Origin of the sequence: Halorussus lipolyticus (genome assembly GCF_029338375.1) — an archaeon.
GTDB lineage: Archaea > Halobacteriota > Halobacteria > Halobacteriales > Haladaptataceae > Halorussus > Halorussus lipolyticus.
Map to the genome: position 1 here is coordinate 1,952,952 of NZ_CP119804.1, position 13,292 is coordinate 1,966,243.

14 protein-coding genes are annotated in these 13,292 nt (G+C 63.4%); 8 read left to right on the forward strand and 6 right to left on the reverse strand.

Annotated elements, in window-relative coordinates:
- Positions 1-66: 66 nt before the first annotated feature.
- Positions 67-1,653: a preprotein translocase subunit SecD gene (locus tag P2T57_RS09955; protein ID WP_420028489.1), complete on the reverse strand. Its 1,587-nt coding sequence runs from the start codon at positions 1,651-1,653 to the stop codon at positions 67-69.
- Positions 1,650-2,531: a protein translocase subunit SecF gene (gene secF / locus P2T57_RS09960; RefSeq protein ID WP_276299049.1), complete on the reverse strand. Its 882-nt coding sequence runs from the start codon at positions 2,529-2,531 to the stop codon at positions 1,650-1,652. Before secF ends, P2T57_RS09955 begins: the two co-directional genes overlap by 4 nt.
- 173 nt (positions 2,532-2,704) lie before the next feature.
- Between secF and P2T57_RS09965 the strand changes: the two genes are divergently transcribed.
- Both P2T57_RS09965 and P2T57_RS09970 read left to right on the forward strand, forming a co-directional pair.
- Positions 2,705-3,370: a hypothetical protein gene (locus tag P2T57_RS09965; protein WP_276299050.1), complete on the forward strand. Its 666-nt coding sequence runs from the start codon at positions 2,705-2,707 to the stop codon at positions 3,368-3,370.
- A gap of 100 nt (positions 3,371-3,470) precedes the next feature.
- Positions 3,471-3,836 (forward strand): DUF7968 family protein, encoded by a 366-nt coding sequence (locus P2T57_RS09970; RefSeq protein ID WP_276299051.1) that lies wholly within the window; start codon positions 3,471-3,473, stop codon positions 3,834-3,836.
- Positions 3,837-3,866: 30 nt separating this feature from the next.
- Here P2T57_RS09970 and P2T57_RS09975 read toward each other — a convergent pair whose 3' ends face one another.
- On the reverse strand, positions 3,867-4,346 hold the full coding sequence (locus P2T57_RS09975) for a DUF5812 family protein (RefSeq protein WP_276299052.1): 480 nt from the start codon (positions 4,344-4,346) through the stop codon (positions 3,867-3,869).
- Positions 4,347-4,424: 78 nt separating this feature from the next.
- Positions 4,425-4,970, reverse strand: coding sequence for a DUF8056 family protein (locus tag P2T57_RS09980; protein WP_276299053.1), 546 nt, complete (start codon positions 4,968-4,970; stop codon positions 4,425-4,427).
- Positions 4,971-5,158: 188 nt separating this feature from the next.
- On the opposite strand from P2T57_RS09980, the gene P2T57_RS09985 reads away from it, so the two are divergent.
- The 4 genes from P2T57_RS09985 (at position 5,159) to P2T57_RS10000 (ending at position 8,917) form a co-directional block, all read left to right on the forward strand.
- Positions 5,159-6,451, forward strand: coding sequence for a glucose-6-phosphate isomerase (locus P2T57_RS09985; RefSeq protein WP_276299054.1), 1,293 nt, complete (start codon positions 5,159-5,161; stop codon positions 6,449-6,451).
- Positions 6,452-6,517: 66 nt separating this feature from the next.
- Positions 6,518-7,423, forward strand: coding sequence for a BGTF surface domain-containing protein (locus tag P2T57_RS09990; protein ID WP_276299055.1), 906 nt, complete (start codon positions 6,518-6,520; stop codon positions 7,421-7,423).
- 82 nt (positions 7,424-7,505) lie between these two features.
- On the forward strand, positions 7,506-8,603 hold the full coding sequence (locus P2T57_RS09995; RefSeq protein ID WP_276299056.1) for a CPBP family intramembrane glutamic endopeptidase: 1,098 nt from the start codon (positions 7,506-7,508) through the stop codon (positions 8,601-8,603).
- 170 nt (positions 8,604-8,773) lie between these two features.
- Positions 8,774-8,917, forward strand: a complete 144-nt coding sequence (locus P2T57_RS10000; RefSeq protein ID WP_276299057.1) for a CopG family transcriptional regulator — start codon at positions 8,774-8,776, stop codon at positions 8,915-8,917.
- Positions 8,918-8,953: 36 nt separating this feature from the next.
- Here P2T57_RS10000 and P2T57_RS10005 read toward each other — a convergent pair whose 3' ends face one another.
- Together P2T57_RS10005 and P2T57_RS10010 are read right to left on the reverse strand one after the other, a co-directional pair.
- A complete protein-coding gene (locus P2T57_RS10005) occupies positions 8,954-9,418 on the reverse strand; it encodes an NOB1 family endonuclease (RefSeq protein ID WP_276299058.1) in 465 nt (154 codons plus the stop codon).
- A complete protein-coding gene (locus P2T57_RS10010) occupies positions 9,419-9,664 on the reverse strand; it encodes a PRC-barrel domain-containing protein (protein WP_276299059.1) in 246 nt (81 codons plus the stop codon).
- A 540-nt stretch (positions 9,665-10,204) separates the two neighbouring features.
- On the opposite strand from P2T57_RS10010, the gene infB reads away from it, so the two are divergent.
- Together infB and P2T57_RS10020 are read left to right on the forward strand one after the other, a co-directional pair.
- Entirely contained in the window at positions 10,205-12,007 is a 1,803-nt protein-coding gene (gene infB / locus P2T57_RS10015) for a translation initiation factor IF-2 (protein WP_276299060.1), read from the forward strand.
- Positions 12,008-12,295: 288 nt separating this feature from the next.
- Complete coding sequence (locus tag P2T57_RS10020) at positions 12,296-13,291, forward strand: WD40/YVTN/BNR-like repeat-containing protein (RefSeq protein WP_276299061.1); 996 nt, start codon at positions 12,296-12,298, stop codon at positions 13,289-13,291.
- Position 13,292 lies beyond the last annotated feature (1 nt).

Sequence of the window (13,292 nt, forward strand, 5' to 3'; positions counted from 1 at the left end):
ATATCCCTTAGTCTTGCGGTCGGATGACTCCTATCGAGCGAGCAAAGCAAATAGCGGACAAGAATTTTACTTGTTCGTCAGCAGACTCCGCAGGATGTCACCGTAGGCGGGTCGGGTGATGAGGACCCCGATGAGGACGCCGAGGATGGTGATGATGGCGAAGCCCTGCAGGTCCCCGAGCGAGAGGACCGCCAGCGGACTCATGGCGATGATGGTCGTCGCGGCGGCCGCACCGATGACCCAGAACGCCTTGCGGAACCGGCTCTGGAACACCCGCGAGGACGACACGTCGCCTTCGGACATCACCTCGTCGGCGATGATGATGAGGTCGTCCACCCCGGTCCCGATGACCGCGATGAACCCGGCGATGTGGCTGAGGTCCAGCGGGAGTTGGACCGCGGCGGCGAACCCGAGGAGGATGACGACTTCGGACAGCGCCGTCACCAGCATCGGGGCCGCGACCTTCGGGTCGCCGTACCGGAGGAACACCACCACGCTGACCGCGCCGACCGCGACCAATCCGGTGATGAGCGAGTAGAGTTTGAACTCCTCGGCCAGACTCGGCGCGAGGAAGTAGGAGGTACCCTGCTCCATGTTGAGCGAGGCCGGGAGCGCACCGGCGTTCAGGTGAATCTGAAGCTCACGGGCCTCGGACATGTTCGTCGTACTCATGACGAACTGCGGACTCTGGGTGAACTTCTCTTGGCGGAAGGTCCCGGCGAGGCGCGACCCCATGTTCGCGGCGTAGACCGTTTCGCCGTCAACCACCGTGTAGAGGCAGTAGCCGGGGTTGTCGGGGGTGGTCCGCCAGCGACACTGGCCGACGCCCTCGGTGACGAAGCCGAAGTTTCGCATCGCGTTCGAGAAGTTCTCGGCGGCCTCCTGATTCAGGACCACGGGGACGTTCGGACCGAGACCTTGGGTCTCCTCGGCGGTCCCGATACTGCTGAAGTCGCCCTGCGAGAGGAGCGGCACGCGCTTGTACTGAGTGCCGTTCCCGGTCTGATTCTGGGCCGGGAAGCCAGCGACGACTTGGACCTGTCCGCGCTCGGTCACGAGTTCCTCGACCTCGCTCTGGTTGGTGTTGGGCATCTCGATGACCACGAAGTGCTGGCCGTCAGCGGTCTCGACCTGCTGGACGCGACCGCCCGAGAGGCCGGCCTTCGAAATCTTGTCGCGTAGGATGCGGACCACCGTGTTTCGGGTCTGCTCGGTGACGCCGGGTCGGATAGTCTCGTAACTGTATCCGGACGCTTCGAGCGCCGCGCCGAGTTCGTCCTCGGTGACGTTGTTACTGAAGACCTCGACGGTCGTGGTCTCGTTGCGCGCGGTGGCGAGGCGCACGGTCACGTCGGCCGCACTCACGTCCGAGAGGTTGCCGGCGACTCGCTTCTCGATGGTCCCGCCAGCGGTCCGGGACGGTACCTCGACGTTTTCGGCGGTCACGCCGTCTACCGGCGCTCGGATTCGGGTGCCGCCCGAGAGTTCGAGACCGAACTTGAGGTTGGTCGGGCCACCGCTTTCCTCCTCGACGACTGCGCCATTACTGCCGGTGCTGTCGCCGCCGACACCGGGAGAGAACATTGCGAACGTGCTGACGACGAGGAAGACGGCGAGCAGGATGACCCGCCAGTTGTCGCGGATGTCCATCACTTGGCCACCCCCTCGTACTTGTACCAGCGAAGTAGACTGAGGTTGAGCATGTAGGTGTTCATCAGGTCAGTTGCGAGGCCGAGGACGAGGACGACGCCGATGGACGCCAGCAGGTCGATGCCGAACAGGTAGGCGACGAACGACATCACCGCCATCGCCGACAGCGACGTAACTGTCATCGTCACACCGGTCCGCATCGCGCGGTGGGTGGACTCGTAGAAGCCCCCGGACCGCCGGAGGATGTGGTTGTTCAGTAGGATGTCGGAGTCCACCGAGTAACCGATGAGCATCAGCAGGGCCGCGACGGTACCCAGCGACAGCGGGATGCCGACGAGGTTCATCACCGCGACCGGAATCATGATGTCACTGAACGCTGAGATGACCACCGCGATGGAGGGCACGAACGTCCGGAACATCAGGAAGACGAGGACGCTCATCCCGACGAACGCCAGTCCGACGCCCATCAGCGCGAGGCGCTGAGTGGATTCGCCGAAACTCGCCGACGTGCCCTGCACGGACTTCACGATGTCGGCCTGCGACTGGCCCTGCGCGGGCTGTAAGTTGTTTCTGGCCTGTTGGGCGATGCTCTGGGCCTCCGGTCCGAACGTCACGATGTACGTGTTCTGAGCAGTTTGAACGGGCGTAACTGTTGCTTCTGAACTAAACGCAGCTGGAATTTCGGAGGGCGATGTCGATGTCTGAACTCGTAGCTCCGTGCCACCAGTAAACTCCATACCGAGTCGTACCGGTGCGCCGGTGAAGACGTACCACCCAATGATGACCAACAGCGCGACGGCGAGAACCGCGAGCGGTATCGCCACCAACTGCCGGTTGGTGTACTGGGTGTAGTCCACCTCCGGCACTTCGAAGGCTACCATATGGGTGAGAAATGAGGTGGGGCCGTGAATAAGTGTTCTTATCCATCTTGTTCAGTAGACCAATCTGAGAATAACTAGAAGTCGTTACTTTCACCTTTTATATATTATATTTTATATTACTTATAATATAAAATATAGTAAAGTTCAAATTATTGTATGTAATTTACACGTATATGTCTGAAGAAGACAAAGTGAGCAAACGGCGTGCGCTACAAGCAGTTGGACAGTCTCAACAAACGAGTCAAGGAGAAGGAACTGAGCGGCGAGGAATATTAAAGGGAGCTGCGACGAGTCTGTTGGGAATTACAGCCTCGTTACTCGGGGTCTCCGATACGGGAAGTGCAACTGGTCAAAAAGACTTCGACACACAGCCTTTAGAGGTTAATCCGAGACGTGCCCAAGAAGCTATAAAAGGAGTCAACCAACAGTTGTTAGATGCTTTAGTTGCCGATGGGCACATTTCTGAACCGTCGGCCAACATCTTCCCCGCCCACAAAATGTCAAATAAAGAATACGCCGGAGGTGTGGAACGGCTTTTAGCTGGGGAAATTGACCAACGGATTTTCCACAAGCAAACGAATCAGGGAGGCCGATTGTCGCTTAATGTTCCCACTGGGGAGCATTCACCCTTTGCGGTATTTCACCCAAAGGATGGGTCAAATCGGGTCTTCTATGATGCCAAAGGTAATAAGGAGGAAATTTCTACCTCTGACCACTGTAACGGGTGTTGGTGTACGTGGGATGCTGCTTGTGTTGGCGATGCATGGGTTTGTGATGAACATTGTCCGAATTGCTGGGTAGGTGATTGTCAAACGGTCAAATATGGCTGCGGATGTTGAAATTGTGATTTTGGCCCAATAAACAACCTCTAATAGCAGGACACTATACTTTTGGTAGGGTAGCGTTGTGGCTTTATAACTAGAACACGAACCACGAGTCATGGGACGTGGAAACAAGGATAAGGACCTGAGTCAGCGACACGACGACCTCACGCCGGCCGAGCGAGTCGTGGTCTCCTACCCCGAGGACCTGAGCGAGTGGGGTCGGTTCCAAGTCGAGAAACCGTCGTTCGTGGCCTACCTCCGGAAGACAAAGACCGACAGGGTGCGGCAGGGCGACGTGTGGGAGGAGTTCGTCGGCGTCGGGTGCTGTGGCAGTACCTTGGACGTGCCCCTCCGGGTCGAGCGAATCGAGGGCGGCGAGACGCTCGGTCCCGACACGCGAGTCGAGTGGGAGGTCCGGGACGCCTGCGGGATTCAGGGTGGCTGGCAGGTCCAGAGCGAGGGCGGACCGAACGCTATCTAAGCGAGCGCGCGCCGTCTCTCCGTCACCTGTTTACGGCATGTAGCGCACGCTGACGACGCCCTCGTCGGACCGGACCTCGACCCGCGAGACGCCGAGGCGGGCCGCCCGCGAGAGGGTGCCCTCGTCGTCCAGCACGTCGGTCACCGCGTCGTCGGTGTCCTCGGGCGGGACGGTCAGGACGTGAATCTCGCCCTCGCCGGCGCGCTCGGTCCGGGCGACTTCGCCCACGTCCTGCTCGTCGGCGAGGTCCCGCTCTTGGGTGGTCGGCGGCTCGTCGCTCCGCTCGGTCGAGAGTTGGCGGCGCTCCTCGACTTCCAGCACCGACCACGTGAGGTTCATCGGCGGGTCGGGCGCGACGGTGGCCTCGACGGCGTCGTCCTCCTCGACGCCGGGGTTCGAGGACAGGGTGTGGACCTGCCCGTCGTGAACGTCCTTCAGGACCGCCGAGTCGCCCTCGGCGTGGGTGACGAGGAAGGTACTGGTCTTCTCGTCGGGGTCGGAATCAGACATGGCCGCGGATAGGAGGCCCGCGCTTTTCTCGGTTGCGTTCCCGGTCGGGACGACCGCGTTGGCTTGAGAACAGGCGGTTCACCCGGCGAACCGATGGACAACCAGCACGAGCGCCGCGGCGACCAGCGGCGGCGCGACGGCGTAGATGGACGGGACCGAGTAGAGCAAATCGACCGCGGGCGCGAGGAGCGCAGGCGGGGCCTCGCGTTGCTCGGGCGGCGCGGAAATCAACAGCGAGACGTACAGCGACAGGACGAACAGGTACCCCGCCAGCGCGAGCGAGGCGTCGGCGCGGGCGGTGGCGGTTCCGCGGGCGTGCCGCTGGCCAGCGGAAAGCACCGGGGCGGCCAGCGCGACCAGCAAGAGGACCCCGCCCACGATGAGGAAGGCCCGCGAGAAGGTGGCGAGTTCGGACCCGCCGGCCGTGTTCAGCACCCAGACCGGGAGCGCCAGCAGGAGCAGGAGCGCCAGCACGCCGCCAAGAAAAAGGCTCACGACCACGTAGGATTTGAGCAGTCGGGACTCAGTGTCGGCGTAGGCCCGGCGGAACGACCCCGCGACGAGGCTACGGGACTCCTCGGTCCGCGGCGCGTCGGGTTCGGTTCCCGTCTCTGCGTCGGCCATCTCGTTCGGAGGTTGGGAAGGAGGGGACAAAAGGGGTGCGATGAGAGACATCGGCTGTGGAAATATTTTCAATTATTAAATATTTGTATTTCGTTGTTTAGGACCTTTTTTTGTTTCTCTCCGAGGAGGGAGGCCGTTCGAGGGGAGAAGCAACCATTTAGTTGCGCGCCGCCGCCGATACGAACAACATGCGAGTAGACCTCGGTAACGCACTCTCGGAGGTCGCCGACCCCGGCCTCTCCCGCACCGACCTCGACGAGTTGGACGAGCGAGTCGCCGACGCCCACGAGCGCATCGAGCGCGGCATGGCCGACGCCGAACACGGTTACGCCGCGCTGAACCTGCCCGAGACGGCGGACCCCGACGAAATCCGGTCCGCGGTCGAACCCTTCGCCGACGCCGAGGCCGTCCTGACCGTCGGCATCGGCGGGTCCGCGCTCGGCGCGGCCACCCTCGCCCACGGCCTGCCCTCCGAGACGGACGCCTACTTCCTCGACAACGTGGACCCCGAACACGTCTCCCGATTGCTCGATTCGCTCCCGCTGGATTCGACCGCGGTCAACGTCGTCTCTCGGTCGGGAACCACCGCCGAGACGCTGGCCAACTTCCTCGTCGTGCGCGAGGAGATGGAGCAGGCGGGCGTCGATTGGACCGACCGGACGTTCGTCACGACCGGCCAGCAAGGCAATCTCCGGAATCTGGCAGAGAAAGAGGACCTGCCCGCTCTCGACGTGCCCGAGGGAGTCCCCGGACGGTTCTCGGTCCTCTCGACGGTGGGACTGGCGTGTGCCGAAATTTGCGGCCACGACCTCGACGCGATTCTGGCGGGCGCGGCCGACGAGGCCGACCGCCTCTCGGGGTCGCTCTACGACTCGCCGGCCTACGCCTACGGTGCAGTCTCCTACGCCCTCGAGGAGCGCGGCGCAGGGGTCAACGCGATGATGCCCTACGCCGAGTCGCTGGAGACCTTCGCCGAGTGGTTCGCCCAGTTGTGGGCCGAAAGTTTAGGCAAGGACGGCAGAGGACAGACCCCGGCCCGCGCACTCGGCGCGACCGACCAGCACTCCCAACTCCAACTCTACCGGGCCGGCCCGCGCGACAAGATGGTCACGCTCGTCCGGCCGGAATCGCGCGCCGACCGCGACATCCCCGCCACCGACCTTGAGGGCCTCTCGTACCTCGGCGGGTCGTCGCTCGGCGACCTGCTGGACGCCGAGTTCGAGGCCACCGAGGCCAGTCTCGCCGCCGCGGGGCAACCGAACGTTCGAGTCGAAATCGACCGCGTGGACGAGCGCAGTCTGGGCGAACTCCTCTACGGCATGGAGGCCGCCTGCGTTCTCTACGGCGAACTCGCCGAAATCTCGACGTTCACTCAGCCAGCGGTCGAGTGGGGTAAAAGGGCCGCGAGAGGACTCCTCGGCGGCGGCGACTTCGAGGAGGCCGACGCGGTGGCCGAGAAGACCACGCTGACGGTCGAGTAGGGGAGATAGAACAAAACTTTTGACACCTTGTCGAGTAGCGTGGAGGGCCGACAACCGCCCTGAACGATGTTCGGAACCACCTCCCACCGACAGGTAGCGCTCGCCACGGCGCTGGTGGCACTCGCAGTCACCAGCGCAGTGGCCGGCGTCGCTGTCGCCCAACCCGACGTATCGAGCGACGAATCACCCTCCACCCCGACCGCGACCGGCGCGCTCTCCACTACAGCGAACGAGTCGGCCAAGAACGGGTCGCTCTCCGCGACCATCGTCCACGACGGCGACCGACTCACGTTCCGGCCGGCCGACGGCCAGAACGTCACCGTCCAAACGAACGCCGACGCCGGGACGAAACTGAACCTCGTCCTCTGGGCGCGCGGCAACTACGTGGACCAGTATCAGGTCACGGTCGGCGAGGACGGCACCACGACGGTCGGTCTCGACCTCCGGACGATGGAACCGGGGACCAACGTCTCGGTCACGGTTCGCCGCGACGGGCGAACCCTCGCGGAAGCGAACGGCGTCGTGACCGAATTCTCGGCCACCGTCGTCACCGCCGGCGAGCGCCTCGTCGTGCGCTCCGCCGCCAACCAGACCATCCGAGTCCGGACGAACGCTCCTCCCGGCACGGAACTCGTCGTGGTCGCAAAAGCCGGCGGCGAGTTCCTCAAGAGCCACCCCGTGGTCGTCGCCGATAACGGTACCGCGAGCGCCACCTTCGACTTCAGCGACGCGGCGTCGGGAACCGAGTTTCAGGCCTCGGTCCGCCGAGACGACGACAGCGAAACCGAGGGTATCGTGGTCAACGAGTCAGTCGAGGTCCAGACCGTGACGACGACTGAGACAACCGAAACGACGGAAACGACCGAGACTACCGAGACCACCGAGACCACCGGCCCCGACGTGCCCGGATTCGGCGTGGCGAGTGCAATCTGCGCGCTCCTCGCCGGACTCGCACTCGCTCGCCGGACCTGAGCCTCCTCGCTGTTTCTCGTCGATAGCTTGGTCCCCGCGAGCAAACACAGGGATTTTAGCTCGCGCCTCCCACACAGCAGGCATGGAAGACCGTTCTGTTGCGAACGTGGGCGTCGTGTTGGCCGGATTCGCGCTGACAGCGGCCGCGCTCCCTTGGGGAACCCCCGGCGTCGGCCCCGTCGAGAACGTCGCGCTGGCGGTTCTGGCCGGCGTCGCACTCGGCGCGTTCTCCCTCCGACGGCACGGCCTGCTGGCGCGTCGGTCCGGGTCGCTCGCGGCCGGCATCGCCAGCCTCGGGGTCGTAAGCTACACGGGAATCGCAACCGCCGGAACGCTCGCTGGCGGCAGTGGGTCGATGTCCTCGGTTTGGGGGCCGACGCTCGCACTCGTCGGCGGTCTCGGCGGCGTCATCGCGGCCTACGGCGACGGCCGAGGACTCCCCGAGTCGCTCGGGCAGGCCGTCAAAGCCACCGGGTGGAGCCTCGCGGTCGGATTCGCCGGCCTGTTCGCCATCGCGGTGTGGTCGAGCGTGCTGATTAGCGTGTTGTCGGGACTCCTCCCCGGCAATCCCGGCACGGCCTCGCAACTCGCGGTCGGCGCGCTCGGTCTCGGCCTCGGTACCGGGTCGATTGCACTCATCTACTTCCAGTGGACCGAGAAGACGGCCGCGTACCTCGACTTCCGGGTGCCGACCAAGCGAGACGTTGGCTACATCGTCGGCGGCGTCGTCGCCATCTTCGGCCTCCAGATGCTCATCTCGGTCGTCTTCTCGCAACTCGGCGTCCAGACGGCGAGCCACAGCGTCCAGCAGGCCGCGTCGGGTGGCAACGCCGAGGTGCTTCTCCTCATGATTCCGGCGTCGTGGCTGATTATCGGTCCCGGCGAGGAGTTGCTCTATCGCAACATCATCCAGAAGGAACTCTACGGGACCTTCGGCGGGTGGGGCGCGGTGCTGGTCGGCAGTTTCGTGTTCTCGCTGGCCCACATTCCGGCCTACGCCGCCGGGGCGACCACCGTCGCGGCGCTCGTCAGCACGCTCGGAGTCATCCTCTCGCTCTCGCTGGTCCTCGGGACGACCTACCACCTGACGACCAACACCACCGTCGCGGCGCTGGTCCACGGGACCTACGACGCCGTCGTCTTCGGCGCGATGTACGTCCAGATGGCGGGCATGGCGTAGTGACGGGCATAGCGTAGTGCCCGGTATAGCGTAGCGACGAACGTGACGTAACCGGCCGGAGGAGAGAGACGTTTGGAGTCGAAGCGAGACGAGTGTCGGCCGGGCGTCTGCCTCGCGTCTGCTCTGCGTCTGACGTAGATTTAACAGCTTCAACCACTTTTGAAAAGTTCATGAAGCGCCGCTACTCGATACCCTGCGAGCGCGACCGAGCCAAACGCATCGAGGAGCTAGCTCGGGAGTACGACCTCACGACCCAAGAAGTCATCCAGCAACTCATCGAGGTCGGCCTCGAAGCAATCGAGGACGACGAATAGCGAGGGTCGAACGCCGGACGCGGAGCGGTCCGAGAGTCAGGCGTTCGACGGGTTCTTGCGGGTGAGTTCGCTCCCGCAGATGGGACACCGGTCCTTGTTCTCGTCGAACTCCCGGCCGCATCCCTGACACTGGAATCGCCAGTCGCGCTGTTCGGCGATACCCTCTTGGGCGATGACTTCGACGCTCACGTTCATGTGTTCGGCGACGTTCTGCATCGCGTAGTCGTCGGTGACGAGGTTGGCGTCGAGTTCGAAGGCGGCCGCGATGAGGCGAATGTCGGTGTCGGAGAGTTCGTCTAAGTCACCGGTCTCCCCGGCGGCCCGGCGAACTCGCTCGACAGCGCCGTCTTGGGGGATGTGGATGTGCATCCCGGAACCCTCCATGGCGTCGAAGCGATAGGCGCTCTCGTCTTCGAGTTCCTCCCGGACCATCGGGATGGTCGCGGTGTCTTCTGTCGTGTGATACTCGTTGATGAAGGCTGAGGAGTCTAGAACGTACATTTACCGCTGAACGACGATGTAGTCTTTTACTGCCTGCACACGCTGGACGGGGACTTGAAACCGACCCTGTTCGTCGGCGCTGAACTCCACCGCGTCGCGTTGCAGTTGTTCGTCCGGTTCCACCAGAAGGTCCGCGAGTTCTCCCGTCTTGAGGTCCATGGTGATGTTGTACAACATGCCGAGTTCCGTTCCGTCTGACCCCATGACGGCCTTCCCCGAGAGGTTTTCGGCGAGGATTTCTGGCATATCGGGGGTTACTGAATGCTTCTATATAAAGGATAGGGGGAGCGACGTGAAGCATTCTGAAGCGACGCGCCGAAGGGCGTTTCGCCTCCCCACTCGGTCACGTCCGCGGGTCGGCGTCCTCCTCGGTACCGGAGACGAACCGCGTCTTCCGAGCGTTGCGAATCGAAGCGCACACTCGCTTCGTTCGCGGACCGCAATCGAGCGGCCCTTCATCCACCCGTCGTGGACTCGTCGGCCTGCCGTAGCGGGTAAAGAACACCATAGGTTTGTTTAGAAAATAAAAATATATGGTCAATGTTTATTTATGTATCTCGTGGTCGAGACGACCGGCGTTGCTAGCGTCCGCGTCACCGTGCGCTCGGTCCGCCGACCGTGAACGTGGGCCTCCTCCGTCGGCCCGTCTCGGTCTGTCTGTCGTCCTCCCTGCCCCTTCCCGGCGCGTCGGTCGCGCAGACCGGGCAATCCGGGGCATGCGATGGAGTTAAATGCCACGCGCAGTACCTCTTGAGTAAGAAACCTTCTTTCCCCGGTGGTAGACCTATGCCTGATACAGATGCACGCGAGAACGAGCAAGGTCTGCGAACCCCAATCGTCGCCGTACTGGGCCACGTAGACCACGGCAAGACTAGCCTTTTGGACAAGATTCGCGGTTCGACGGTTATCGAGGGTGAGGCCGGTGCGATTACCCAGCACATCGGGGCCACCGCCATCCCGCTCGACGTGGTGTCGAAGGTGGCGGGAAGCCTCGTCAACCCCGACGACTTCGACCTGCCGGGCCTGCTGTTCATCGACACGCCGGGCCACCACTCGTTCACGACCCTGCGGTCGCGGGGCGGCGCGCTGGCCGACATCGCCATCCTCGTCGTGGACGTGAACGACGGCTTCCAGCCACAGACCTTGGAGGCCATCAACATCCTCAAGCAGTCCCAGACCCCCTTCGTCGTCGCGGCGAACAAAATCGACACCGTGCCGGGGTGGAAGCCCAACGAGGACATGCCCATCCAGCAGACCAAAGAGCAACAGAGCGACCGTGTTCAGGGCGACATGGACGAGAAGCTATACGAGATTATCGGCGAACTCTCGGACCAAGGCTTCTCGGCGGACATGTACTGGCGGGTGCAGGACTTCCGAGGTAACATCGGCGTGGTCCCGGTCAGCGCAGAGACCGGCGAGGGCGTCCCGGACCTGCTGACCGTCCTGATGGGTCTGGCCCAGCGATACCTCAAGGAGGACATGGCCATCGACGTGTCCGGTCCCGGCGCTGGGACCGTCCTCGAAGTCAAAGAGGAGAAGGGCTTCGGCACCACCCTCGACGTGGTGCTGTACGACGGGACCGTCCGGGAGGACGAGACCATCGTGGTCGGCGGAAAGAACGACCCCATCGTGACCGACGTGCGCGCCCTGCTGAAGCCGCGACCGCTCGCCGAGATTCGGACCGAAGACCGGTTCGAGAACGTGAACGAAATCGCGGCCGCGGCGGGTGTCAAAATCGCCGCGCCCGAGTTGGACGACGCGATGGCCGGCGCGCCGGTCCGGGTCGTCCGCGACCGGGACATCGACGAGGTCATCGCCGAGGTCCGGGCCGAACTCTCCGAAATCGAGGTCAGCACCCAAGAGCAGGGCGTCGTCGTCAAAGCTGACACCCTCGGGAGTCTGGAGGCCATCGCCAACGCGATGGAGGAGGCCGAGATTCCCGTGATGCGCGCCGAAGTCGGCGACGTGGCTCCTCGGGACATCAGCGTGGCCTCGACCGCAAACGAGGAGAAACACGAGACCATCCTCGCGTTCAACGTGGACGTGCTGGCCGACGCCGAGAAACAGGCCGAGCAGGACGACGTGAAGATTTTCGAGAGCGACGTCATCTATCGCCTCATCGAGGAGTACGAGGAGTACGTCGAGGAGATGGAGAAGGCACAGCAGGAGACGGTGCTGGACAACATCACCCGGCCCGCTCGGTTCCAAATTCTGCAGGACCACACCTTCCGCCAGAACGACCCCGCGGTGGTCGGCGTCGAAATCCTCTCGGGCACCGTCAAGAAGAACAGCAACGTCGTCAAGTTCGAGGGCAACGACCCCACTCGCGTCGGCCAACTCAAGGGGATTCAGGAGCAGGGCGACGACGTGGACGAGGCCCGGAGCGGCAACCGGGTCAGCGTGGCCATCGACGGGCCGACGGTCGGCAGGCAAATCGAGGAGGGCGACGAACTCTGGATAGAGATTCCCGAGAAGCACGCCAAGATTCTGGAGCAGGAACTTGCCGACGACATTCCGGTAGACGAGTTGGAGGCGCTTCAGATGTACCTCGACAAACAGCGCAAGCGCGACCCCTTCTGGGGCAAGTAACGCTCTCGCGGCCGACGACCGGAGCTGATTTTTCTGCGATTTAGTCTGCAAGCGACTGCTTCGACCGGACCGTCTCGGCGTCTGAACGCCGGGGAACTTATAAAAGCCTAGCCTTATTTCTCATTGTTTATTCATCGCGTCGGTTCGTTTACTACGGGAGTTAAAATAAACGCCGAGCGAGCGGATTTGTCGCGTTCGAGCGTCGAGACCGTAGTTTTAAACGGTCTGAACGGCGTAAACGGGGTTCTCCTTTGAAGTGGCATCCGTCGCTCACCGCCGAGTGGAGCAATGACCGAACGCAGTACGACGCGACGACGATTCCTGAAGGCATCGACAGCGACGGTCGCAACCGCCGCCCTTCCCGCGACTGCGACCGCCGCGGAAGGATGGACGGTCGCCGAGACACCGTCGGACACGTCCGACGAGCCTTGGCAAACTGCCAAGACCCCCACCGGAAACACCCTCTACGACGTGGAGTACGCGAGCGGCACGGCGTACGCTGTCGGCGCTGGTGGCGTCGCCATCCGCCGGACCGCAGACGGCTGGCGGAAGGTCTTCGACGGCGGCGTCACCGGCAACGGCAACTCGCTCTACGGCGCGGACGTGACCGACGACGGCGAGCGCATCTGGTTCGTCGGGTCGTCCGGCGCAGTCGGCGAGTACGACGTGGAGACGGGTACCCTCTACGACCACTCGAAGCCGACCGGTAGCACGAACAACTTCAACGACGTGTCCGTGACCGGGCAGGCCGGCGAGGCCAACGTCTACGTCGCGGGCGACTCGGGCAAAATCTACTACAGCTTCGAGAACGGCGCGTCCCAGACGTGGAACTACGTCACGCCCGGTAGCGGTGCCGGGCTCTCGGCCATCGACTTCCACGACGTGAAGTCGGGCCACGTCGTGGACACCAACCAGAAGGTGTTCCAGACCAGCGACGGCGTCTCCTACGACAACATCGGCATCGCCAACGCCAACGTCAACTTCTACGGCGTGGACAGCGACGCGCCCGACGACGTGTGGGTCTCGGGCGGGGGCGGCATGGTCTTCCACTGGGACGGTGCCAACTGGACGCCGACCGACCTCGGCGACGCGGGTCTGAAGGACATCGAGGTCACGGACGACGACCAAGACGGCTTCACGGTCGGCGGCGGCGGGAAGGCCTTCGACCTCTCGTCGGGCAAGTGGGCGCAGGACGCCACGCCCACCGGCCAGAACCTGAAGGCGGTCGTCCGCGGCGACGTGAACGTCGCGGTCGGTGCCGGCGGCACCGTCATCGAGAACTGAG